Annotated in this window: 15 protein-coding genes; 11 read left to right on the plus strand and 4 right to left on the minus strand. The window is 73.8% G+C overall.

The genetic code is table 11. The features are described from left to right. Window positions 1-548: 548 nt before the first annotated feature. Window positions 549-3,008, minus strand: coding sequence for a SpoIIE family protein phosphatase (locus ACWCQS_RS21625; protein ID WP_451005928.1), 2,460 nt, complete (start codon window positions 3,006-3,008; stop codon window positions 549-551). Between the two features lie 194 nt (window positions 3,009-3,202). Here ACWCQS_RS21625 and lanKC point away from each other — a divergent pair, with 194 nt between their 5' ends. The 4 genes from lanKC to ACWCQS_RS21645 all read left to right on the plus strand — a co-directional run bounded on the left by lanKC (window position 3,203) and on the right by ACWCQS_RS21645 (window position 9,772). Further along, window positions 3,203-5,806: a class III lanthionine synthetase LanKC gene (gene lanKC / locus ACWCQS_RS21630; RefSeq protein ID WP_451005929.1), complete on the plus strand. Its 2,604-nt coding sequence runs from the start codon at window positions 3,203-3,205 to the stop codon at window positions 5,804-5,806. 37 nt (window positions 5,807-5,843) lie between these two features. Then, on the plus strand, window positions 5,844-5,957 hold the full coding sequence (locus tag ACWCQS_RS21635; RefSeq protein ID WP_055704589.1) for a SapB/AmfS family lanthipeptide: 114 nt from the start codon (window positions 5,844-5,846) through the stop codon (window positions 5,955-5,957). A gap of 115 nt (window positions 5,958-6,072) precedes the next feature. Beyond that, on the plus strand, window positions 6,073-7,821 hold the full coding sequence (locus ACWCQS_RS21640) for an ABC transporter ATP-binding protein (protein ID WP_451005930.1): 1,749 nt from the start codon (window positions 6,073-6,075) through the stop codon (window positions 7,819-7,821). A gap of 118 nt (window positions 7,822-7,939) precedes the next feature. Continuing rightward, window positions 7,940-9,772: an ATP-binding cassette domain-containing protein gene (locus ACWCQS_RS21645; RefSeq protein WP_451006193.1), complete on the plus strand. Its 1,833-nt coding sequence runs from the start codon at window positions 7,940-7,942 to the stop codon at window positions 9,770-9,772. On the opposite strand, the gene ACWCQS_RS21650 is transcribed toward ACWCQS_RS21645, so the two are convergent. Then, a complete protein-coding gene (locus ACWCQS_RS21650) occupies window positions 9,702-10,310 on the minus strand; it encodes a LuxR C-terminal-related transcriptional regulator (protein WP_451005931.1) in 609 nt (202 codons plus the stop codon). The two genes, ACWCQS_RS21645 and ACWCQS_RS21650, sit on opposite strands and share 71 nt — an antisense overlap. A gap of 376 nt (window positions 10,311-10,686) precedes the next feature. Between ACWCQS_RS21650 and ACWCQS_RS21655 the strand changes: the two genes are divergently transcribed. Then, window positions 10,687-12,831: a SpoIIE family protein phosphatase gene (locus ACWCQS_RS21655; RefSeq protein ID WP_451005932.1), complete on the plus strand. Its 2,145-nt coding sequence runs from the start codon at window positions 10,687-10,689 to the stop codon at window positions 12,829-12,831. 108 nt (window positions 12,832-12,939) lie between these two features. Here the strand turns inward: ACWCQS_RS21655 and ACWCQS_RS21660 are convergent, their stop codons facing one another. Next, window positions 12,940-14,346: a S1 family peptidase gene (locus ACWCQS_RS21660; RefSeq protein ID WP_451006194.1), complete on the minus strand. Its 1,407-nt coding sequence runs from the start codon at window positions 14,344-14,346 to the stop codon at window positions 12,940-12,942. Window positions 14,347-14,544: 198 nt separating this feature from the next. Between ACWCQS_RS21660 and ACWCQS_RS21665 the strand changes: the two genes are divergently transcribed. The 5 genes from ACWCQS_RS21665 (at window position 14,545) to ACWCQS_RS21685 (ending at window position 21,568) form a co-directional block, all read left to right on the plus strand. After that, complete coding sequence (locus ACWCQS_RS21665) at window positions 14,545-14,958, plus strand: PaaI family thioesterase (protein WP_451005933.1); 414 nt, start codon at window positions 14,545-14,547, stop codon at window positions 14,956-14,958. A 452-nt stretch (window positions 14,959-15,410) separates the two neighbouring features. After that, window positions 15,411-15,626: a type A2 lantipeptide gene (locus ACWCQS_RS21670; protein ID WP_450983622.1), complete on the plus strand. Its 216-nt coding sequence runs from the start codon at window positions 15,411-15,413 to the stop codon at window positions 15,624-15,626. A gap of 101 nt (window positions 15,627-15,727) precedes the next feature. Beyond that, window positions 15,728-16,534, plus strand: coding sequence for an HlyD family efflux transporter periplasmic adaptor subunit (locus ACWCQS_RS21675; protein WP_451005934.1), 807 nt, complete (start codon window positions 15,728-15,730; stop codon window positions 16,532-16,534). After that, window positions 16,531-18,750 (plus strand): NHLP family bacteriocin export ABC transporter peptidase/permease/ATPase subunit, encoded by a 2,220-nt coding sequence (locus tag ACWCQS_RS21680; RefSeq protein WP_450983620.1) that lies wholly within the window; start codon window positions 16,531-16,533, stop codon window positions 18,748-18,750. The genes ACWCQS_RS21675 and ACWCQS_RS21680 overlap by 4 nt, the downstream gene beginning before the upstream one ends. Window position 18,751: 1 nt before the next feature. After that, the gene (locus tag ACWCQS_RS21685; RefSeq protein WP_451005935.1) at window positions 18,752-21,568 is read left to right on the plus strand and encodes an NHLP bacteriocin export ABC transporter permease/ATPase subunit; all 2,817 of its coding nucleotides are present in this window, start codon (window positions 18,752-18,754) and stop codon (window positions 21,566-21,568) included. A gap of 26 nt (window positions 21,569-21,594) precedes the next feature. On the opposite strand, the gene ACWCQS_RS21690 is transcribed toward ACWCQS_RS21685, so the two are convergent. Beyond that, on the minus strand, window positions 21,595-22,425 hold the full coding sequence (locus ACWCQS_RS21690; protein WP_451005936.1) for a ribonuclease BN: 831 nt from the start codon (window positions 22,423-22,425) through the stop codon (window positions 21,595-21,597). A gap of 244 nt (window positions 22,426-22,669) precedes the next feature. On the opposite strand from ACWCQS_RS21690, the gene ACWCQS_RS21695 reads away from it, so the two are divergent. After that, window positions 22,670-23,716, plus strand: coding sequence for an MGDG synthase family glycosyltransferase (locus ACWCQS_RS21695; RefSeq protein ID WP_451006195.1), 1,047 nt, complete (start codon window positions 22,670-22,672; stop codon window positions 23,714-23,716). The last annotated feature ends 75 nt before the right edge of the window (window positions 23,717-23,791 follow it).

The following is a 23,791-nucleotide window of genomic DNA, read 5'->3' on the forward strand; positions in this document are numbered from 1 at the left end:
CCCACGGGGCGGGCACGGGAGACGGCGGGGACGGGAGCCAACGGTCGGCGGTCAGCCGCGGGTACCGACGGCGGACGCTCGCGGTCAGCCCACGGGGCGGGCACGGGAGACGGCGGGGACGGGAGCCGACGGTCGGCGGTCAGCCGCGGGTACCGACGGCGGACGCTCGCGGTCAGCCCACGGGGCGGGCACGGGAGACGGCGGGGACGGGAGCCGACGGTCGGCGGTCAGCCGCGGGTACCGACGGCGGACGCTCGCGGTCAGCCCACGGGGCGGGCACGGGAGACGGCGGGGACGGGAGCCGACGGTCGGCGGTCAGCCGCGGGTACCGACGGCGGACGCTCGCGGTCAGCCCACGGCAACAGGCAGCCGACGACCGCGGCCAACCGACGGAAACGGCGCCAAGAGACACCGGCCAGCCCACGGCAACACGCAGCCGACGAGCGAGGCCAACCGGCAGGAACTGGTGGCACACGGCCATGGCCGAGCCACACGCCCAGGACTCAGGGAAACGGCGGTCACCCGGCACCGAGCCCCCGCTGTGGCGATCAGTCCCTGGGGACCAGGTCCGCCCACACCTGTTTGCCGCCGCTGACCGGAACCGTGCCCCAGGCCACCGACACCGCCTCCACCAGGAGGATGCCCCGGCCGCCGGTGGCCTCCCAGCCGATGCTGGTGGGCTTGACGGGGCTGCGCGGGGAGGCGTCGGCGACGGCGAGCCGCAGCCGGTGGTTGATCAGGCTCATGTCGAGGCGGACCTGCCCGTCGGTGTGCACGAGGGCGTTGGTGACGAGTTCGGAGACCACCAGCAAGGCCGTGTCCAGCGTGTCCTGCGATACGCCCCAGGTACGCAGGGTGCGCCGGGTGAAGCGGCGGGCGTGCCGGACCGCCTCCGGCACCCGCCACACCGTCCAGCTCTCCCGCAGCGGGCGCACGGCCAGCCCGTCGTAGCGCATCAGCAGCAGGGCGACGTCGTCGCCGCGGTGGGCGCCGCCGAGCAGAGCGTCGGCGACCAGCCCGAGGTGCTCGGGGTCCGCGGCGGCCAGCTGGACGGCGAGCCGGTCCATGCCGGCGTCGATGTCGGTGCCCGGCGCCTCCACCAGGCCGTCCGTGGTCAGCGCGATCACCGTGCCGGGCAGCAACCGCAGCGGGGTCAACGGGAAGTCGGCCTGCCCCAGCACGCCCAGCGGCGGCCCGCCCTCGGCCCGCATGATCTCGGCGGTGCCGTCCGGGTACCGCAGCACGGGCTGGAGATGCCCGGCGCGTACGCACCAGGCGGTGCCCTGCTCCATGTCGACGTCGACGTAGGCGCAGGTGGCGAACAGGTCGGTCTCCATGTCCAGGAGGAGGCGGTTGGCGTGCGCGACGACCACGTCGGGCGTGTGCCCCTCGGCCGCGTAGGCGCGCAGCGCGGTGCGCATCTGGCCCATCAGCGTGGCGGCGCCCGCGTTGTGGCCCTGGACGTCACCGATGACGAGGGCCACGTGGTTGTCCGCCAGCGGGATCACGTCGTACCAGTCTCCGCCGACCTCCAGCCCGGCGGTGGTGGGCAGATACCGGGCGACGGCGACCGCGCCGGGCAACCGGGGCAGCCGGCGCGGCAGCAGGGTGCGCTGGAGCATGCCCACAAGTTCGTGCTCGGCGTCGAAGGCGTGGGCGCGCAGCAGGGCCTGGCCGGCGAGGCCCGCGCAGGCGGTGAGCAGGGCCCGTTCGTCGGGGCTGAAGTCGTGCGGGCGGTCCCAGCCGATCAGACAGGCGCCGGCCATGCGGCCGCCGGCGGGCAGCGGCAGCACCGCGAGGCCCCCGGGGCCGACCTCGGCGAGCGCGGGCTCCAGCGGACTGCCGGCGGGCCAGATCCGGGAGCGGCCCTCGCGCAGCGCGGCGGCCAGGGTGGGCATGGCGCGCACCGGCGCGTCGGGCCACTCGGTGCGCCATTCGGTGCGCCACACCTCGGGCCAGGACTCGGGCTCGGGCGGGTCGAGGACGGTGACGACGAGCCGGTCGTTCTCCAGTTCGGCGAGCGCGAGCCGGTCGGCCTGCAGCGGCCCGCGCAGCGCGGCGACGACGGCGTTGCCGACGTCCTTGACGGTGGTGGCGGTGGCGAGGGAGGCGGCCAGCCGCTGGACCCGGGCCACGTCGGTGACGTCGGAGCGCAGGGTGGAGGCGTCGGCGACGGTGCCGACGAGCCGCGCGGAGCGGCCCTCGCCGGCGGGCAGCTGCCGGCCGCGCAGCCGCAGCCACTTGGGCGGGCCGGAGGGCTGCAGGATGCGGAACTCCAGCTCGCGGTCGCCGATGGACATGTGGTCGGCCTCGACCACGGACATCAGCGCGGGCAGGTCCTCGGGGACGGTGAGCGCCAGCAGGGTCTCGACGCGGCCGTCGAAGGCGTCCCTGGTGAGCCCGAACAGCCGCAGGATCTCGTCGCCGACCTCGATCCGGCCGCTGTCCATGGCGAGGCTGAAGGAGTCCGGCGGCAGCTCGCCGCCCTCCTCTGCGGGCGCGGACGGGCTGGGTGGGGCGATCGCGCGGGCGACCAGTTCCAGGCAGGCGCGGTCGTCGGTGCCGAAGCCGCCGACGTGTTCGCTGACGGCCAGCAGACAGCCGCCGCCCGCCGGGCCCAGCGGCAGTACGGCCACGGAGAAGTCCGCGGACGGGGTGCGTCGTGCCTCGGGGCAGCCGGCGAGCTGCTCGGGGCCGAGCCAGAGCGGGTGTCCGGCGCGGTGGGCCTCGGCGACCGGGGAGCCGCCGGCGGCCGCATAGCCGTCGCGGAGCCCGTACAGAGTGCGCGGCAGGCCCGCCGACTCGACGAGGAGCAGCTGGGCAGGGTCGTCGCCGGGCGTGTAGACCCCGACGAAGGCCGCCCCGGCGAACACCAGCGCCTGTTCGAGGACCCTCCGGAGCCGGTCGGGCGTGGCGGGTGCCGCGGTGAGCGTGTCCAGGGCGGCTTCGGCACGCTCCGTTCTCGTTCTGCTGATCGCAGCGCCCTCGCTCCTCACCACGTTCGCCATTACAGCGCGTGTGGGGCTTCCGCGCAGCCCCTGTGAAGGCTCGGGTGCCATGACGGGCCCGTTCGCTCGAAAGCCGCCGAACACATCTTGACCCATGAGTTCCGCATGGTGACCTCGTGACAGACGTGACTGTCCGCGATCAGCCGGCTCCTGCGAGTGTCGGTTCCGGTCGCACGACGAGGGGCGGGAGGCGCATGGACAAGCGGTACGAGGTGTACGCGCTCGCCGACGGGCATTTCTACGACACGCCCGACCGGCTCCCAGGAGCGGCCGGTGGGCCGGCGCCGCTGTTCGCGACGGCGCGTCGCACCGTCCCGGAGGGCTGGCACGCGGCGTGCTCCGGCGACTGGCTGACGCTGACCCCGCTCGGCGCGGACGGCGCGCCGCTGCCGTCTCCGGCGCAGGGCTGGAAGATCCACTCATCGGCGACGGCCGCCAACGCGGAGCGGATCGCGGCCCTGGTGTGGGACTACTGCGTGCCGCGCCGCATCCCGTTCAAGTTCGTGCCGGGCCCGCACCTGCTGCACCTGCGCAACGCCAAGTACGCGGGCCGCGACACCAGCGGCAAGTTCGTCACCGTCTACCCGGCGGACGAGGAGCAGCTGCACCGGACGCTGGAGGAGCTGGGCGCGCTGCTGGAGGGTTTCGAGGGGCCGTACATCCTCACCGACCTGCGCTGGTACGACGGTCCGCTCTACGTCCGCTACGGCGCCTTCGCCCGCCGCTACGTCGTCGACGAGCGCGGCTCGCTGGTCCCGGCGGTGACCGACGGCACGGGCCGGCTGGTGCCGGACCGGCGGGCACCGTCCTTCCAGGTGCCCGAGTGGGTGAGCCTGCCGGAGTTCCTGCGGCCGCATCTCGACGCCCGCAACACCACGACGGTCGGCGAGCTTCCGTACCGCATCGAGAAGGCGCTGCACTTCTCCAACGGCGGCGGGGTGTACGCCGGCACCGACACGCGGGACGGGCGCCGGGTGGTGCTGAAGGAGGCCCGGCCGCACGCGGGTCTCGCCGCCGACGGCGCGGACGCGGTGGCCCGGCTGGAGCGGGAGAAGGCGGCGCTGGAGCGGGTCGCCGGGACCGGTGTGGTGCCCGAGGTGCGGGACTGGTTCACGCTCGGCGAGCACCGGTTCCTGGTCATGGACCAGCTGGCGGGCCGCACGCTCAACTCCTTCTTCGCCGAGCGGCATCCGCTGCTCACGCCCGACCCCGACCCGGCCGCGGTCGCCGCGTACACGGCGTGGGCGCTGCGGATCAACGCGGCGGTGGAGCGGGTGGTGACGGCCGTGCACGCGCGCGGGCTGGTCTTCAACGACCTGCATGTCTTCAACATCATGGTGGCCGACGACGAACAGTCGGTGTGTCTCATCGACTTCGAGGCCGCCGCCCCGGCCGAGGAGAACGCCCGGCAGACCGTCGCCCATCCCGGTTTCTTCGCCCCGCCGGACCGCCGCGGCACGGACGTCGACCGCTATGCGCTGGCGTGTCTGCGGCTGGCCCTGTTCCTGCCGGTGACCACGCTGTTCGTGGTGGACCGCGGCAAGGCGGCGCATCTTGCGGAGGTGATCGCCGAGCAGTTCCCGGACGTGCCGCGCACCTTCCTGGACGAGGCGGTCGCGGAGATCACCCGGAGTACGGCGCACGGTACGTCCCGGCCCCCGGTGGTGCCCGGCGACTGGCCCTACAGCCGGGACTCGATGGTGAAGGCGATCCTCGCCTCCGCCACCCCGAAACGCGACGACCGGCTCTTCCCCGGCGACATCGCCCAGTTCGCGGACGGCGGCGGGCTGGGCCTCGCCCACGGGGCGGCCGGGGTGCTGTACGCCCTGCGGGCATCCGGGGCCGGCCGGTACGACGAGGGCGAGCGCTGGCTGCTGCACCACACCGCCCCGCCGCCGCCCGGCACCCCGCTCGGCCTGTACGACGGCCTCGCGGGCGTCGCCCTCGTCCTCGACGAACTCGGCCATCGGCAGCGGGCGTTGGACCTGCTGGACGGCATCCTGCGGGAGAACTGGCGCAGCCTCGCCTCCGATCTGCACGGCGGACTCGCCGGGCTCGGTCTGGTCCTCGGCCGGCTCGCGGACACGACGGGCGAGCCGGCCTTACGGCAACACGCCGCGGAGGCCGCCGAGATCCTCGTACGACGCCTCGCCGAACCGGTCCCGCACGGCCCGCGCCGGCGCGCCGGGCTGTTGCGCGGTGCGAGCGGGCCCGCGCTGTTCCTCCTCAGACGGTACGAGGAGACCGGCGAGGAGGGCTACCTGGGCGCGGCGGGCGAGGCGCTCCGCCGCGACCTGGACTGCTGTGTGACCCAGGCGGCGGGCGGCGGTCTGGAGGTGGACGAGGGCTGGCGGACGCTGCCCTACCTCGGCGACGGCAGCGCGGGGATCGGCCTGGTCCTGGACGACTTCCTGGCCCACGCGGACAGCGCGGAGTTCGAGCGCGCCCGGTCCGGCATCCTCACCGCCGCCACCTCCCGCTTCTACGCCCAGCCCGGCCTCTTCCAGGGCCGTGCCGGAATGATCCTGCATCTGGCCCGCAGCACCGCGCCGGGCGCCGGCCGCGAGCGGCTGGAGCAGCAGGTCGCGGGGCTGGGCTGGTTCGCGATGGACTACCAGGGCCAACTGGCCTTCCCCGGGCACCAGATGATGCGCCTCTCCATGGACCTCGCCACCGGCACGGCGGGCTGCCTTCTCGCACTCGCCGCGGCCCGCGACGACGCCGGCACCGCGCACCTGCCCTTCCTTCCGCCGCCACCGGCGGCCCGCACACGCGGCTCCGCACCGACGGAGCCGTGACACAACCCCGTCCCCGATTCAGGGAAAGGACAACGCCATGGCACTGCTCGACCTGCAGACCCTCGAGTCCGAGGAGCACACCCACACCGGCGCGAGCACCGCGAGCCTGCTCTCCTGTGTCTCCGCGGCGAGCGTTCTGCTCTGCCTCTGACCGGGCCGGTGAGCCCACGGCTCCGGACAGCGCCCTCCCCGCGGGAGGGGCCGTCCGGCGCCTCTCCGTCCGGGAGCCCTCCCGTTTCCGTCCGATCCCAGCGAGGCCGCAGCCCATGAACACCCGCTCCCGCAGCGCCACTTCCGCGGCCGGCCGTGCCCTGTCACGCGCGGTGCTGCGGCAGGGCGGCGCGCGCTGTGCCGTGCTGTGTGCCATGAGTACCACCGCCACCGCGGCGGGCCTGCTGCTGCCCGCCCTGCTCGGCCACACCCTGGACCTGCTGCTGGCCCACGCCCCGGCCGCCCGCTGGCTCGGCTGCTGCGCCGGTGTCGTCCTGCTGCTCGCCCTGCTGGACGGCTGCGCGGGGGTGCTCACCGGCACCGCCGACGCGCACGCCACCGCATGGCTGCGCCGGCAGCTGACCGGGCATGTCCTGGCGCTCGGCCCGCGCGCGACGGCCCGGTTCGGTGCCGGGGATCTGGTGGCGCGGCTGGTCGGCAACGCCGCGCAGGCCGGGACCGCGCCGGGCGCGCTGGCCGCGCTGCTCGCCGCGCTCGCCGGGCCCGTCGGGGGCGTGGTGGCGCTCGGCCTCATCGACCCGTGGCCGGCCGCCGTGTTCCTCGCCGGGGCACCGGTCCTGGCCCTGCTGCTGCGCGCCTTCGCGCGGGACACATCGGCGTGCGTGGCCGACTACCAGCGGGTGCAGAGCCGGATCGCCGTCGCGCTGGCGGAGGCGGTCGGCGGTTTCCGTACGATCCGGGCCGCGGGCGCCGAGGAGCGCGAGACGGCCCGGGTCCTGGCGCCCCTGCCGGAACTGTCGTGCGCCGGACACCGCATGTGGCGGGTACAGGGGCGGGCCGCCGCCCGGGCCGTCACCGTGGCACCGCTGCTGAACCTGGGCGTGCTGACGGTGGCCGGGCTGCTGCTGGCCCGGCACCGCCTGTCGGTGGGCGAGCTGCTGGCCGCCTCCCGGTACGCCGTGCTCGCCACCGGCTTCGGCGCGCTGGTCGGTCGACTGGCCGCGCTCGCGCGGGCCCGCGCGGCGACCGCCCGGCTCGCCGAGGTGCGCGCCGAGCCCGCGCCCGGACATGGCACCCGCCGCCTGCCGCCGGGCAACGGGAGGCTGGAGCTGCGGGCGGTGACCGCACGCCGGGGCGGACGAACGGTCCTGGACGGCGTCGACCTGACCGTCCCGGGCGGCAGCACCCTGGCGGTCGTCGGCCGCTCCGGCGCCGGCAAGTCCCTGCTCGCCGAGGTGGCCGGCCGGCTGGCCGACCCCGACACGGGCGAGGTCCTGCTCGACGGCGTCCCGCTGTCCGGCCTCGCCCACGGCGAGCTGCGCCGCGCCGTCGCCTACGCCTTCGAGCGCCCCGCCCTGCTGGGCTCGACCGTCGAGGACACGATCGCCTTCGGGCTCACGGCCGCCACCCCGGCCGCCGTCCGCTGCGCCGCCCGGCGCGCGCACGCCGACGACTTCGTACGGCGCCTCCCCGACGGCTACGCCACCCGCCTCGCCGACGCGCCGCACTCGGGCGGCGAGTCCCAGCGCCTGGGCCTCGCCCGCGCCTTCGCCCGCGGCGGCCGCCTGCTCATCCTGGACGACGCCCTGTCCAGCCTCGACACGGTCACCGAACACCGCATCTCCCGGACTCTGCTGGCCCCCGACCCGGATCGCACCCGTCTGCTGATCGCCCACCGCGCGTCGACGGCGGCCCGCGCGGACCGGGTCGCCTGGCTGGACGCCGGCCGGGTCAGGGCGATCGGGACACACCGGGAGCTGTGGCGGGAGGCGGAGTACCGGGCGGTGTTCGGGGACGGTGAGGGCGAGATCCGGGACGAGACCGGGACGGAGGCACGGGGCTGATGAAGGCCGGGGCGGACCGACGGTCGTACCCGACGGGCGGCAATCCGGTGACTGCCGGGAACGGGAGGTGACGGGCGTGCGTGAGGAGGACCGCCCCCCTGGGGTGCACGGCAACCGGATGCGCGGGCCGACCGAAGCCGACCGGGCGCGTGTGCGCAGCCAGGCATCCCGGTTTCTGCGGGCACGATGGCCGGTGCTGGTCCGGCTCGGCGCGTGGTCCGTGCTGGAGGCCGGGCAGACCTTCGTCGTCGGCTACGCCCTCGCCCGGGCGCTGGACGCCGGGTTCCTGGCCGGGAACGCGCGGGCCGGCCTGCTGTGGCTGGGGGCCGCGGGGCTCGCCGTGTGCGCCGGGGCGTACGGGACCGGGCGGGTGTACGGCGTGGTCGCGGCGCTGGTCGAGCCGGCCCGGGACCGGCTGGTCACGGCGGTGGTCGCGCGCGGGGTGCGGGAGGCGGACCCGGGAGCGCTGTCCGGGCTCACCCAGCAGGTGGAACTGGCCCGGGACACGCTCGCCGGGGTGGTGATGGTGTCGCGTTCGTTCCTGTTCACCGCCGCCGGCGCCCTGATCGGCCTGTTCTCGCTGGCCCCGCTGCTGCTGGCGGTGGTCCTGCCCCCGTTGCTCGCCGGGGTGGCCCTGTTCGCCGTGACGCTCGGCCCGCTGGCCCGCCGTCAGGAGGCCTTCCTCGCCGCCGACGAGGCGCTGGCGCAGGCGCTGGGCGCGGTCTGCCCGGGACTGCGGGACGTCACGGCGGCCGGCGCCGAGGAACGGGTCGCCGCCACCATCGCCGAGCGCACCGACGCGGAACTCCGAGCCGCCCGCGCCCTGTCCCGCTGGAGCGTGGCTCGCGTGGCCGCCCTGACGGTGGGCGGCGAGCTGCCCGCGGTACTGCTCCTGCTCACGGCCCCCTGGTTGCTCGACCACGGTGTCACCCAAGGCGCCCTGGTGGGCGCGCTCGCCTATGTCACCCAGTCCCTGCTCCCGGCCCTGCACAACCTGATCCACGGCCTGGGCACCAGCGGTTCACGGCTCACAGTGGTCCTTCGCCGGCTGACCGTCCAACGCCCTCAGGGGCGCGGGGCTGTGTTCATCAGCGGCTCCGCCGCGGGGCGCGCCCAGACCCACGCAACGTGCCCCCGCCCGACGCCCGCACTCCCCCCTTCAACAGGCGCACACGGCACCGCGCTGTCCCTGAGCTCCGTCACCTTCGCCTACGGCCAAGCCGGCGAACCCGTCCTCGACGACCTCGACCTCATCCTCCCCACCGGCGCCCACCTGGCCGTCGTAGGCCCCAGCGGCATCGGCAAGTCAACGCTCACCGCACTCATCGCCGGCCTGCTCACCCCGCAGCACGGAACCATCCGGTCCTCCTCACCCGTCCTCATCCCGCAGGAGGCCTATGTCCACACCGGCACCCTCGCCGAGAACCTGACCCTCCACCGCGCCGACCGGGTGCCCGAGCCCGAACTCCTCGCCGCCGCCGACGCAGTCGGTCTGACCCCCCTGCTGAGAAGACTGGGCGGACCCGAAACCCCCGTCGAACCAGCGGAGCTCTCCGCTGGGGAGCGCCAGCTCATCGCCCTCGCCCGCGCCTATCTCTCGCCCGCCCCGCTGGCCCTGCTGGACGAGGCGACCTGTCATCTCGACCCGGCGGCCGAGGCACGCGCCGAGCGGGCCTTCGCGGCACGCCCCGGCGGCACGCTGGTCGTCGTCGCCCACCGGATCAGCTCCGCCCGCCGCGCCGACCGGATCCTCGTCATGGACGGTACGCGCACCGCCTGCGGCACCCACGCCGAGCTGTTGCGCACCTCTGCGCTGTACCGGGACCTGGCCGGCCGCTGGGCGGGCCCGCCGCCGCTGCCCCGCCGGTCCGACCCGGCCCTCACACCCACCCCTCCCCACGGGATATGCGAATGGCGTCGACCCGGTTCCGCGCCCCGGTCTTACGGGTGATCGACGCCATGTAGTTGCGGACCGTGCCGTGGGACAGATGCAGGCTGCCGGCGATCTCCACGATGGACGCGCCTCCGGCCGCCAGGGACAGCACGCTCAGTTCGCGTCGGGTCAGCGGCATCTGGGCCGCCTTGAGGAAACCGAAGCCCAGCGAGTCATCGACGAAACGTTCCCTCTGGGCGCCGGACCGGATCGCGCGCACCAGCCGGTCCGGTGAGCCCGCCTTGTCCACGAAGCCGAGCGCGCCCGCCTCGGCGGCCCGCTTCAGCAGGCCCGGCCGGTCCGCCTGGGCCAGCACCACCAGCGCCGGCGGCCTGCCACCCGTGCCGGGCGGGCACAGCTCGCCGAGCGGCGGCACCCCGTGGCCGTCGGCACAGTCGAGGTCCGCCGCGCACACGTCCGGCGCCAAGGACCGCGCCCGCGCGACGGCACCCCGCCACGGCGTGTCGTCCACGTCGAGACCAGGTTCCCGCCGCAGCCATTCGGCCAGCACCGATCGCACCAGACACGCGTCCTGCACCAGAAGCACCCGGATCACTGTCCGCCCTCTCGGATCGTCGTCGTAGGCCCGTTCTTCCGTTCCTCGTCGCCGCCGCCCGTGCCGTCGGGGTCCGCCGCCTCGTGCCCTTCGCGGTCCGCCACGATCCGTGCCGTGGCCCGGGTGCGGAAGGCGCGTGCCCATTCTTGGGCGCCGGTACCGTTCGCGGGCGCGGAGATCTGGCCATCAGGGTGCGCGGGGGCGCACGCGAGGCGCCCGTACGCCGCCCGCGCTTCCGCTGCAGGGGCATGGCTGCGGCCGGACGGGGTACTCGCGGCGCCGTTGTCCGGTGGTCCCCGGGGCGCGGCCGGAGTGCGCGCCGCGCCCTCGCGAGGGAATGTTGTGCCCAGGATGCGCGACGCGGCCGTACGAGGAGGTGGTCGGCGTGTCCGATGGGCCGGTACCGCCACCGGCGGCCGAGGGGACGCCGGCCGTCGAGCCGGTTCTGTCGCTTGCGCTGGTGTCGATGATGCAGGAGGTGCACGCGCACTCCGGCGGGCTCTACCTGCTCAGGCCCGACGAGCCGGTCCTGGAGCTGACGGTGCACGCGGGGATGCCCCGGGTGTTCGCGGCGCCGTGGGAGCGGGTCGGACGGTCCGCGCCGATCCCGGTCGCCGACGCGGTGCGCGAGCGGCGGCTGGTGTGGGTGGGCGGCGAGGAGGAGATGGTCCGCCGCTATCCGCGGATCGCGGTGGTGCTGCCGTACCCGTTCGCGCTGGCCGCGCTGCCCGTGGCGACCGAGCGGCAGGTGTACGGCGCGGTGTTCGTGACCTTTCCGGGGGCGCACCCGCCGGAGCTGTCCGACTGGGAGCGGGACCATCTGCGGGCGGCCTGCGAGCGGCTGGCGCTGCGGCTGGAGCGGGCCGCGGGGGACGACGGGGCGCTCGACCGCGGGGCGGACGTGCTGACGGAGCCGGTGTCGGCCGTGGCGGACACGCTGGGCTCGGTGGAGGCGACACGCATGGTGTCCCGGCTGCCGTACGGGCTGGTGTCGCTGGATCTGCACGGCCGGATCGGGTTCGTCAACACGGCCGCGGCCGAGCTGCTCGGCAGACCGGCCGGGGAGATCCTGGGCACGCCGCTGTGGGCATCGGTGCCCTGGCTCAACGACCCGATGTACGAGGACCGTTACCGGGGGGCGCTGATGAGCCAGCAGGCGACGTCCTTCGTGGCGATGCGCCCGCCGGGCGAGTGGCTGTCGTTCCGGATGTATCCGAGCACGACCGGGCTGAGCGTGCGGATCAGCCGGGCCAGGGCGGTGGCGGAGATGGCGCGCGGGCCGGCGCGGGCGGAGCCGCCCCCGCCCCGTCTGGTGACGATCTCCCAGGTACTGAGCTTCGCGGGCGCGCTGACCGAGGCGGTCGGAGTGCAGGACGTGGTGCAACTGGTCTGGGACGAGGTGGCGCCGGCGGCCGGCTGCCAGGCGACGGTGATCCTCGGCTCGCAGGGCGGGCGGCTGCACGTGCTGGGACATCGCGGGTACCCGGACCCGCACACCGTGGAGCGGTTCCACGGGCTGCCGCTGACCGAGCGGACCCCGGGCACCCAGGCGCTGAACAGCGGGGTGCCCGCGTTCTTCGAATCCCAGGAGGAGCTGGAGCGGCTGTATCCGGGCCGGCACGAGACCCCGGACGGCTTCGCGGCCTGGGCGTATCTGCCACTGATCGCGTCAGGGCGGCCGGTGGGCACATGTGTGCTCGCGTATGCCGAGCCGCATGTCTTCCCGGCCGACGAGCGGGCCGTACTGACCTCCCTGGGCGGCCTGATCGCGCAGGCGCTGGAGCGGGCCCGGCTCTACGACGCCAAGCACCGGCTCGCGCACGGGCTGCAGCAGGCCCTCCTGCCGAACTCGCTGGCGCCTCCGCCCGGCATCGAGGCGGCCGCCCGCTATCTGCCGGCCACCCACGGCATGGAGATCGGCGGCGACTTCTACGACCTGGTACCGACGCTGCCGCTCACGGCCGCGGTGATCGGGGACGTCCAGGGGCACAACGTGACCGCGGCGGGCCTGATGGGGCAGATCCGCACCGGGGTGCGGGCGTACACCACGGTCGGGCAGGCCCCGCACGAGGTCATGAGCAGCACGAACCGGCTGCTGGTCGACCTCGGCACGGAGCTGTTCGCCAGCTGCCTGTATCTGCGGCTGGACCCGGCACGCGGGCAGGCCGTCATGGCGCGGGCCGGGCATCCGCCGCCACTGCTGAGACGGCCGGACGGACGGGTGCGGGTGCTGGATCTGGCCGGGGGCCCGCTGCTCGGGATCGACCCGGACGCGGTGTATCCGACGACCGAGGTGTCCCTCGCGCCCGGCTCGGTGCTCGTCCTGTACACCGACGGCCTGGTGGAGACGCCCGATACCGACATCGAGGACGCGCTGGTCGTCCTCGGCGAACTGCTGTCGCAGGCCGGCGACCAGCCGCTGGAGAAGCTGGCGGACGAGGTGGTCCGGCACGGCGTGGCCACGCGGGAGCGGGCGGACGACGTGGCGGTGCTGCTGCTGCGCGCGTGCGGCGGCGCATGACGGTCCGGCCCTCCCGCCGGAGGGCCGGACCGTTCCCCCGCCGGCCGGAACCGCGGGTGAGGCCGACGGGGCGATGGGGGTGGGCAGCGCCCCCAATGGGCGGAGCGCTCAGCGCGTGCTGGTCAAAGACGAGCCGTCGTTCGCAGAGCCGTTGCCGGACTGGTCGCCGGAGCCGGCGCCGTTCCCGGACTGGTCGCCGGCCGAAGCGGACGGGTCGGCCGAGCCGCCGCTCTGGTCGCCGCCCGCGCCGGCCGGGTCACTCGCCGAGGCCGACGGGTCCGCGGAGCCGGACTGGTCACCCGCGCCGGACTGGTCGCCCGCCGAGGCCGACGGGGCGGCGGAACCGGACTGGTCGCCCGCGCCGCCGGCGGCGCCTGCGCCGTTACCGAGGGTCGCGCCGGTGGCCTGCAGGGCTGCGGTGACCGGCTGGAAGAAGGTCTCGCCGCCGCTGGTGCAGTCGCCGCTGCCGCCGGAGGTGAGGCCGACGGCGCCGCCGTCCTGCGTGAACAGGGAACCGCCGCTGTCGCCGGGCTCGGCGCAGACGTTGGTCTGGATGAGGCCGTTGACGGTGTCGGTGCCGCCCGGGACGGTCTCGCTCGCGAAGTTCACGGTGGCGTCCAGCCCGGTGACCTGGCCGTCGTGCAGCCCGGTGGTGGAGCCCATGCGGAACACGGTCTCGCCGACGGTGGCATCGGCGGCCTGGGTGATCTGGACGGTCTGGCCGTTTCCGGTGTTGACCTCGCTGGGCGCCTGGGTCTTCGGGTCGTTGTACTTGACGAGCGAGAAGTCGTTGCCGGGGAACTTGGCCTGGTCCACGGTGGCGACGGGCTGGCCGTTCTGTGAGTCGGACCAGTCCTTGGCGGCGACGCCGCAGTGACCGGCCGTCAGGAAGGCGGGGCTGCCGTCGGAGGCGGTGACGTTGAAGCCGAGGGAGCACCGGACGCCGCCCTGCTGGGTCTGGGCGAAGATGGCGTCGCCGCCCGAGACGAAGGTCTTGAAGGTGCCGGCGGACTTCTGCAGCGTCGCCATGCCGGAGCCGAGGCTCTGCACGGTCGACTGCAGTCTGTTCCACTTGGCGCCGGTGACGGTGGAGTCGGCGGTGACGAGGATCTTGTTCGTGCGCGGGTCCACGGCCCAGGAGGTGCCGGGGATGGTCGCCTTGGTCTTCAGCGTCGTGGCGGCGGCCTTGAGCTCGCGGGTGCTGTTGTTCACCTGGCGCGCGACCGCGCCCGCCTTCTTCACCTGCGCGATCACGTTGTTGTCGCCGCTGACCACGTTGACCACGAGTTGCTGCTTGCCGCTGTCGAAGTACGACCCGGCGACGGCGTCACCGAGGATCTTCTGCAGTTGGGCGGCGAGGTTGGACGCCTGTGTGGCCTTCAGCGTCTTCGCCGTGCCGTTGGCTCCTGACGCCTGGTTCTTGTCCTGGGACGCGTTGGCGTTGGGCAGCAGAAGGGCCGCCGCTCCGAGCGCCGCGACACCGCCCACCGCTATCGCCGCCTTGCGCTTGGGCATTCGCTTGTGACTCAAACTTCTCGACCTCCTGGGGACGGGGGCCTGCCGCTTGCGGGCAGTTCGTATCGGGGCGCCTGGATGGCCGTACGTACGCACCGGCCGTGCGGTGTGTTCAATTCCGTTTCCCAACGGCCGTGTCGGACGGGCGAATCGGCCACGCTCCGCGTGCCGTCGCGAAGAGCCGGGAACAACCCCCGTATGACGATGACCCCCGCCGAAGCCGACAAGATCCTCTCCGCCAACTTCGCCCCCTGGGTGCTCGATCTCGGGCTCGCCGTCGAGGCGGTGGGCGAGGACCGGGCCGTGCTGCGACTGCCCTGGTCGGAGCGGCTGGCCCGGGAGGGGGGCGGCCTGTCGGGGCAGGCGCTGATGGCGGCCGCCGACACGGCGACGGTGATCGCGGTGTCCGCCGCGCGGGGCGGTTTCGTGCCGATGACGACGGTTCAGCAGTCGACGTCGTTCCAACGGGCGGTGACCGGTTCGGATGTCCGGATCGAAGCGGTCCTGACGAAGCTGGGCCGCCGGATGGCGTTCGCGGACATCACCCTGAGCGACACGGATTCGGGCGCGCTCGCGGCCCGGGCGAGCACGGTGTACGCGATTTTGGACTGACACGTTCCGCTACCGATCAGTAACGGTCCGTTCCGTACTCGATGCGGAATCCCTGCTTCAGGGAATCTGCACATTGAATACTCAACCAAGTCACTGCCGACCGGGGATCTGCACATCCGCGCGCCCCCCGGCACTCCTTTGGCGCGGAGTGCCGGATTCGCGGTCCGGCGGGCAAGCCTTCGCCCGCGACGATGCCGTGTGGCATGTGAAGGAGTCGCCGACATGCCGTGCGCACGCCTGCACGGATGGCCCCCTTCCCCAGCCAAGTCCCCTGGTGAGAGCCCTGGTTGATTGGAAGCGCCCCCTGCCTGCGTGCTTTGATCCATCGCACCGCGGGGGTCGCGGCGGGCTCCCGGCGACGGGGGCCCGGCGCCCGCGGTCGCGGCCGTCCGTCTGTCCCCAGAGGGGGCCGCTCCCCCTTGTGAAATATCCATACGAAGGGAAGTTCCATCATGAACTCCACCCCCCAGGTCGAGACCGTCGAGATCTCGGACGCCGAGCTGGACAACGTCTCCGGCGGTCTGTCCGTGAACACCCTCAACAGCGTGACCGGCGCCGTGAACGGCATCGCCCCGGTCTCCGGTGCGGTCACCACCGCCGTCGGCACCGTCGAGGGTGTCACCGGTCTGAACGTTCAGCCGGTCACCGACCTGGTCGCCGGTCTCTGATCGCACCTCGTCGCATCGAAGGTCCCGGAGCCGCCCCCCGGCTCCGGGGCTCATCGATGCCCTGAAACACCCGCGTCTCTCCCACAGGTGAGGGAAGTTCCGTGCAGTTCCGCCAACAGGCCCTCGCCAAGCTCCAGTCGCCGGAAGAGCTGGACCTTCCGGTGCGGCTGGCCCGTCCCCAGGGCTGGCTCGCCCTCGGTGTCACCGTCGTCGTCATGGCGGCGGCCTCCGTCTGGGCGGTGACCGGTTCGGTCGCCTCCACGGTGAGCGCACCGGCCATCCTCACCCACGGACAGGGCAGTTATCTGCTGCAGAGCCCGGTCTCCGGCCAGGTCACGGCCGTCCTCGCCCAGCAGGGCGAGCGATTGCCCGCGAACGCCCCGGTCCTCAAGGTCCGTACGAGCCAGGGCGACTCGGTGGTCCGTACGGTCGCCGCGGGCCGCGTCACCGCGCTCGCCGCCACCATCGGGCAGATCATCCAGACCGGCACCAATGTCGCCGCGGTGGAGAAGGTCGCCCACGCCTCCGACCCGCTGTACGCCACCGTGTACGTGCCCGCCGAGAACGCCGCCGCCATCCCGGCACACGCCTCCGTCGACCTCACGGTCTCCTCGGTGCCCACGCAGACCTACGGCGTGCTGCGCGGCCAGGTGAAGTCGGTGGACCGCACGGCGCAGTCCGCGCAGTCGATCTCCGCGTTCCTCGGCGACAGCCAGCTCGGGCAGCAGTTCACCGGCAAGGGCCGCCCGGTGGCCGTACTGGTGGCCTTGGACAAGTCGCAGTCCACCAAGAGCGGTTACCGCTGGTCCACCACCGACGGGCCGCCGTTCCGGCTCGACTCCATGACGCTCGCCTCCGGTTCGATCAGGCTGGCCGACCAGCACCCCGTCGATTGGCTGCTCCCGTGACTGCCACCCAGGAACGCGGCCGCCGACGCGCCGCCCCGGCCAAGCGGCCGGTCCCCAAGCCCCGTGGCGGCACGGTCCGTACGCCCACCGTCCTCCAGATGGAGGCCGTCGAGTGCGGCGCCGCCTCCCTCGCCATGGTCCTCGGCCACTACGGCCGGCACGTCCCGCTGGAGGAGCTGCGCATCGCCTGCGGTGTCTCCCGCGACGGCTCGCGCGCCTCCAACCTGCTGAAGGCGGCCCGCAGTTACGGCCTGACGGCCAAGGGCATGCAGATGGACCTGGCCGCCCTCGCCGAGGTGCAGGCACCGGCCGTCCTGTTCTGGGAGTTCAATCACTACGTCGTCTTCGACGGCATGGGCCGCCGCTTCGGCCGGCGCGGCGTGTACATCAACGATCCCGCCAAGGGCCGCCGTTTCGTGCCCATGGAGGAGTTCGACGGCAGTTTCACCGGCGTGGTGCTGGTGATGGAGCCGGGCGACGGCTTCAGCAAGGGCGGGCGCAAGCCCGGCGTGCTCGGTGCGATGCCGGCCCGGCTGCGCGGCACCGCCGGCACCCTGCCCGCCGCCGTCCTGGCGAGCCTGCTGCTGGTCGCGGTCGGCGCCGCGGTGCCCGCGCTCAGCCGCACCTACATCGACACCTTCCTCATCGGCGGCCAGACCTCCCTGCTGGGCGTGCTGTTCGCCTCGATGGGCACCTGTGTGCTGCTCACCCTGGTGCTGACCTGGCTCCAGCAGGCCAATCTGCTGCACGGCCGGATCATCTCCTCCACCCTCTCCAGTGCCCGCTTCCTGCGCCATCTGCTGCGGCTGCCGGTGACGTTCTTCGCCCAGCGCTCCCCCGCCGACCTGGTGCAGCGCCTGCAGTCCAACGACCAGGTGGCCGAGACCCTGGCCCGCGACCTGGCGGCGGCCGGCGTGGACGCGATCGTCGTCGTCCTGTACGCCGTCCTGCTCTACACCTACGACCCGCAGCTGACGTTCGTCGGCATCGGCGTGGCCCTGTTCAACGTGGTGGCGATGCGGCTGGTCGTTCGGCTGCGCGCGACCCGTACGGCGAAGCTGCGCGCGGACACGGCACGGCTCACCAACACGTCGTACACCGGTCTTCAGCTGATCGAGACGATGAAGGCGACCGGTGGCGAGGACGGCTTCTTCCGCAAGTGGGCCGGTCAGCACGCCACCACCCTGGAGGAGCAGCAGCGGCTCGGGGTGCCGAGCGCCTGGCTCGGGGTGGTCGCGCCGACGCTCGCCACGTTCAACAGCGCGCTGATCCTGTGGATCGGCGGACTGCGCGCGGTCGAGGGGCACATCTCGGTGGGTCTGCTGGTCGCCTTCCAGGCGCTGGTCACCCGCTTCACCGCGCCCCTCACCCGGCTCAACGGTGTCGCGGGTCGCATCCAGGACTTCGCGGCCGACGTGGCCCGGCTGAAGGACGTGGAGAACTTCCAGGCCGACCCGCTCTACGCCCGCCGGGGCAGCGGCGACTCCACGCGCCGGCTGCAGGGGCACGTCGAGCTGGAGAACGTCACCTTCGGCTACAGCCCGCTGGACAAGCCCCTGCTGAGCGGCTTCGACCTCACCGTGGGACCGGGTGAGCAGGTGGCACTGGTCGGCGGTTCCGGCAGCGGCAAGTCCACGGTGTCCCGGCTGATCTCGGGCCTGTACGCCCCGTGGGACGGGGTGATCCGCATCGACGGCCGCCGCCTGGAGGACATCCCGCGCGGCGCGCTCGCCGCCTCCGTCTCCTTCGTCGACCAGGACGTGTTCCTCTTCGAGGGCTCGGTCCGCGACAACGTGGCGCTGTGGGACCCGTCGATCCCGGACGAGGCCGTGGTGGAGGCGCTGAAGGACGCGGCCCTGTACGACGTGGTGATGCGCCGGCCCGGCGGCATCCACAGCAAGGTCGAGCAGGACGGCCACAACTTCTCCGGCGGCCAGCGGCAACGGCTCGAAATCGCCCGGGCCCTGGTGCGCAGGCCGAGCATCCTCGTCCTGGACGAGGTGACCAGCGCGCTGGACGCGGAGACCGAGCTGATCGTGATGGACAACCTGCGCCGGCGCGGCTGCGCCTGTGTGGTGATCGCGCACCGGCTGAGCACGGTCCGCGACAGCGACGAGATCGTGGTGCTCCAGCACGGCACGGTCGTGGAGCGCGGGCGGCACGAGGAGCTGGTGGCGCACGGTGGCGCGTACGCCGCGCTGGTCAGGGAGCGATGAGATGACGACCGTCGGCGAAGGCGACCTCGTTCTCGGTGCGCTGGGGTCCATGGGCACCCGCATCGACTGCGCCGGGTTCAACCGGCTGGACCTGGAAGGCCCGCAGGTGCTGTGGCTGGTCGCGGCCGGTGCCCTGGACCTGTTCGCGGTGGACGCCGTCCAGCAGGGCCACTGGCACCACCTGGGCCGGCTGGAGGCGGGCGCGCTGCTGCTCGGCCCGGTTGCGGGCCCCCAGCACACCCTGGTGGCCCGCCCGGTCCGGGACTGCGTGGTGCACCGGATCAATCTGCGCGAGCTGTACCAGCCGGCGAACACCCAGACCTGGTCGTACGACGAGTACGGCAACCCCCAGTACGTGCCGCCCGCCACCAGCCCGCTGGAGTACGCGGTCGCGCTCGGCGTCGGCCGCGGCCTGTCCGTGCTGTTCCAGGCGCCCATGGCGGAGGACCGGGCGGCCGCACCGACCGACGACGACGTGTTCTGGATGCAGGTGCCGCCGGGGAGCGTCCAGTACGGCTCGTTGTACGGCGCGGAGGCCGTCGCCGACCTGCTGATGGACCCGGCGCTGTGGCAGACCATGGTCGACCAGCAGTACCGGCTGCTGACCGCGCTGGACCGGTGGATCGAGCAGCTGGAGCGCACCCACGAGACCCGTACGGCCGCCGGGATCAAGGCCGGTGAGGCGGTGCGCGCCCAGGCCGACCGGACCCTGCTGGCCTCCATCGGCAAGCGCTCGGCCCGCCGGACGACGGCCGCCGACGCCGACGCCGGCTACGCGGCCTGCAAGCTGGTCGCCGAGGCGGCCGGGATCACCCTCGCCGAGCCCGCGCAGAGCGGCACCGAGAGCGAACGCCTCGACCCGGTCGAACGGGTGGCGCTCGCCTCCCGGGTGCGTACGCGGGCCGTACGGCTGCAGGGGCGCTGGTGGCGGGAGAACGTGGGCCCGCTGGTCGGGCACCGGGCGCTGTCGGGGGCGCCGGTCGCGCTGCTGTGGCGGCGCGGCGGGTATGTGGCCGTGCACCCCGGCACCGGACGCGAGACGCCGATCGAGAAGGCGAACGCGGAGGAGTTCGAGCCGCGCGCCGTGATGTTCTACCGGCCGCTGCCCGACAAGGGGCTCTCGCCGTTCGGCCTGCTGCGGTTCAGCCTCCAGGGCACCCGCGGCGACCTGATGGGTCTGCTCCTCGCGGGTCTGGTGACGGTGGCGATCGGTGCGCTGGTGCCGGTCGCTACCGGCAAGGTGCTCGGCGAGTTCGTGCCGAGGGCGCAGACGGGCCTGATCGTCCAGGTGTGTCTGGCCGTGATGGTGAGCGGGGTGGTCGCGGCGGCGTTCACGCTGCTGGAGAACCTCTCCATCCTGCGCCTGGAGGGCCGGATCGAGGCCGCGCTCCAGCCCGCCGTCTGGGACCGGCTGCTGCGCCTGCCGACCCGCTTCTTCACCCAGCGCTCCACCGGCGAACTCGCCAGTGCCGCGATGGGCATCAGCGCGATCCGCCGGCTGCTGGCGGGCGTCGGCCCGGTGGTCGCCCAGTCGGTGACCGTCGGCGGGATGAACCTGGGCCTGCTGTTCTGGTACAGCTCGTCGATGGCCCTGGCGGCGCTCGGCATGCTCGTCGTCATCGGGGCCGTGTTCCTGGGGCTGGGGCTGTGGCAGGTGCGCTGGCAGCGGAAGCTGACGGTCCTCGGCAACAAGCTCAACAACCAGGCCTTCCAGACCCTGCGCGGCCTGCCGAAGCTGCGGGTGGCGGCGGCCGAGAACTACGCGTACGCCGCCTGGGCGCGGGAGTTCGCGCGCAGCCGGGAGCTGCAGCAGAAGGTCGGCCGGATCAAGAACCTCACCACGGTGCTCGGCGGGATCTATCTGCCGGTGTGCACGCTGCTGATGTTCATGCTGCTGGCGGGTCCGGCGAAGGGCGCGATGTCGGCGGCGGACTTCCTCACCTTCAACACCTCGGTGACGATGGTGCTGACCTCGGTCACCCAGCTGACCGGCTCCTTCGTGTCGGCGGTGGCGGCACTGCCGCTGTTCGAGGAGATCAAGCCGGTCTTCGAGGCGACCCCCGAGGTGCGCACGTCGAGCACCCGTCCGGGTCCGCTGTCCGGGGCGATCGAGGCCCGGCGGCTGTCCTTCCGGTACGCCGACGACGGCCCGCTGGTCCTGGACGACGTCTCCTTCGCCGTACGGCCGGGCGAGTTCGTGGCGATCGTCGGCCCGAGCGGCTGTGGCAAGTCCACCCTGCTCCGCCTCCTCATCGGCTTCGACAAGCCGGTCTCCGGCAGCGTCCTGTACGACGGCCAGGACCTCGCGGCGCTCGACCAGTCGGCCGTGCGCCGCCAGTGCGGGGTGGTGCTCCAGCACGCGCAGCCGTTCACCGGTTCCATCCTGGACGTCATCTGCGGCGCCGAGCCGTACACGCCGGAGGAGGCGATGGCGGCGGCCGAGATGGCGGGGCTCGCGGAGGACATCAAGCGGATGCCGATGGGCCTGCACACGATCGTGGCCGGCAACGGCGCGATCTCGGGCGGTCAGCGGCAGCGGCTGATGATCGCGCAGGCCCTGATCCGGCGCCCGCGCATCCTGTTCTTCGACGAGGCCACCAGTGCCCTGGACAACGACACGCAGCGCATCGTCATCGACAGCACCCGCAAGCTGAACGCCACCCGTGTCGTCATCGCGCACCGGCTGTCGACGGTCCTGGACGCCGACCGGGTGGTCGTGATGGAGGACGGCAAGGTCGTCCAGCAGGGCGCACCGGCGGACCTGCTCGCCGACACCACCGGCCGGCTGCACGAGCTGGTGCGCCGGCAGATGACGTGATTCTGCCGCCTGGCCGCGGGGAGGGTTCAGTACTTCCCCCGGCGCGGTTCCCGCTCCTCGTCTCCCCGGTCGTCGTGGTGCGGCGTCCAGTGGTGTTCGGTGAACCAGCGGCCGAACAGGGCGCCGCCGTAGATGACGAACCCGACGCCGATCAGCCAGGACTCGAGCACGAGGACGGTGCCGACGGCGCCGTAGCTGAGCGCGTTGGTGACGATGAGCGGGGTGAAGACGAGGTAGGAGAAGGCCCGTAGGCCGGCCAGGCCGAGGACGGTGGCGAGCGCACCGGGCAGCAGGGAGCGCCAGTTGACCTGGCCGCCCAGCAGGAAGCGCTGCCCCCACCAGAAGAAGGCGATGCCGCTCACCGCGGACAGCGCGATCCGCTGGCCCCCGTGCAGCGCGTCCTTGGTCGCCACCTCCTGGTAGAGGTAGGCGGTGAGCACCACCAGCCAGGTCGCCTGCCGCCAGACCCGGTGCCAGGGGCCGGGAGGCACGGTCCAGATCCGTTCGTAGGCGTTCTGCACGCTGCCGCCGAAGGACACGCCGAAGACGGCCAGCAGGACACCACCCCAGACGCTGGTGGTGCCGATGACGTTGCGGGGCGGGCTGATGACGTCGGTGACCACTCGGGCGGACCGGCCGGACAGGCCCATGCCGTCGGTGAGCCACGAGGCGAATCCACCCCGTACCAGGGGATCGGCGGCGGCGACCACGATCAGCAGCGGCGCCAGCGTCACCAGCGCCAGGGTGGCGAACCCCATGGCCCGGTGCATCAGTTCCAGCTCGCGGCCGCGCTCGACCAGGGCCCCGACCCTGAGCCACTCCCAAGCGCGGTGCAGGCCGCGCCGCCACCACCTCACGGCTCCTCCCGTGCTCGCCGCGCACACGCTGTCCTGAGCCGATTCATCCACCCCGGCGGGTTCGGGGCAACTCACGGTGATGCCGTGTCGTGGGTCCGCGGTCCGGCGACACGGCGGCGGAGTGACCGGTTTGCGGGCAGCCTCCACCGGAGAATCGGACCCCGTGCGTACTCCTGCCGAGGTGCCCTCCCCGCCACCGGCCCCGCCGGGCGGCCGGCGGCGACCGCTGATCCTGAGCGCGAGCATGGGCGCGGGTCACGACACCGTGGCCGCTGAACTGGCGCGGCGGGCCGCGGCGCACGGACACGAGCCGCAGGTGGCCGACGTCCTGAGCCTGCTGCCGTACGGCCTGGGCGGCGGGCTGCGCCGCTCCTACCAGGCGTCGGTACGGCACTTCCCGTGGGCGTACGCCGGCGTCTACGGCGCGTTCCTGCGCGGCGGCGGGAGGCCACGCCCGAGCGGGGTGCCGCTGGCCCGGCTCGCCGCCGCCGGGCTGACGGAGCTCGTGGAGCGGCTGGACGCCGATGTGGTGGTGTCCGTCTTCCATCTGGCCGCTCAGCTCACCGGTCATCTCCGGGCCCGGGGGCGGCTGCGGGTGCCGAGCGCGGTGTTCCTGGTCGACTTCGCCGTGCACCGGCAGTGGCTGCATCCCGGCAACGACCGTTATCTGTGCCTGACGGACGGGGCGGCGACCGAGGTGCGCCGGGCCCTGGGCACGCCCGCCGTGACGACCGGCCCGGCGGTCGCGCCGGGGTTCCGCGCACCGGCGCCCGGGGCGGCGCGGTGGCGGGAGCGTTTCGCCGGCGAGGCGCCCGGCCGGCCGGCGGTCCTGCTCTCGGCGGGCGCCTGGGGCGCGGCGTACCGCCCGGACGCCACCGCCCGGCTGCTGGCGGGGGCCGGCTATCTGCCGGTGGTGCTGTGCGGGCGCAACGCGCGGCTGCGGGCGCGGGTGTCCCGGGTGCCGGGAGTGCTCGCCCTGGACTGGGTGGACGACATGCCCGGGCTGCTGTCCGCCGCGTACGCCCTGGTGGACAACGCGGCCGGCCAGACCGCCGTACAGGCCCTGGCCGCCGGGCTGCCCGTGATCGGCTACCGGCCGCTGCCCGGCCACGGGGTGGACGGCGTCCGCCGGATGGCCGGCCTCGGCGTCTCGGAACTGGCCCCGGACGGCCCCGCATTGCTGACGGCCCTCGCCCGGCTCTGGGAAGGCAGCCCCGAGCGAACGCAACGGCTGGCCCGGGGACGGGCACTGTTCCGGGGCGATCCGATGGCCCACGTGGCGGGGTTGTGACGGGGCGGGGGCGCCGACAGCCGCCGGGCAACCGGCCCGGCGCGTCGGCCGCCCGACCTGCACTCGGCGACTCGC

The sequence above is a fragment of the Streptomyces sp. NPDC002076 genome (genome assembly GCF_053593835.1).

What these genes read in the sequence shown, in the direction of transcription:
- ACWCQS_RS21625 (WP_451005928.1), bottom strand. Translation starts at nt 3,008, where the DNA reads ATGGCGAACGTGGTGAGGAGCGAGGGCGCTGCGATCAGCAGAACGAGA.
- lanKC (WP_451005929.1), top strand. Translation starts at nt 3,203, where the DNA reads ATGGACAAGCGGTACGAGGTGTACGCGCTCGCCGACGGGCATTTCTAC.
- ACWCQS_RS21635 (WP_055704589.1), top strand. Translation starts at nt 5,844, where the DNA reads ATGGCACTGCTCGACCTGCAGACCCTCGAGTCCGAGGAGCACACCCAC.
- ACWCQS_RS21640 (WP_451005930.1), top strand. Translation starts at nt 6,073, where the DNA reads ATGAACACCCGCTCCCGCAGCGCCACTTCCGCGGCCGGCCGTGCCCTG.
- ACWCQS_RS21645 (WP_451006193.1), top strand. Translation starts at nt 7,940, where the DNA reads ATGCGCGGGCCGACCGAAGCCGACCGGGCGCGTGTGCGCAGCCAGGCA.
- ACWCQS_RS21660 (WP_451006194.1), bottom strand. Translation starts at nt 14,346, where the DNA reads ATGCCCAAGCGCAAGGCGGCGATAGCGGTGGGCGGTGTCGCGGCGCTC.
- ACWCQS_RS21665 (WP_451005933.1), top strand. Translation starts at nt 14,545, where the DNA reads ATGACGATGACCCCCGCCGAAGCCGACAAGATCCTCTCCGCCAACTTC.
- ACWCQS_RS21670 (WP_450983622.1), top strand. Translation starts at nt 15,411, where the DNA reads ATGAACTCCACCCCCCAGGTCGAGACCGTCGAGATCTCGGACGCCGAG.
- ACWCQS_RS21685 (WP_451005935.1), top strand. Translation starts at nt 18,752, where the DNA reads ATGACGACCGTCGGCGAAGGCGACCTCGTTCTCGGTGCGCTGGGGTCC.
- ACWCQS_RS21695 (WP_451006195.1), top strand. Translation starts at nt 22,670, where the DNA reads ATGGGCGCGGGTCACGACACCGTGGCCGCTGAACTGGCGCGGCGGGCC.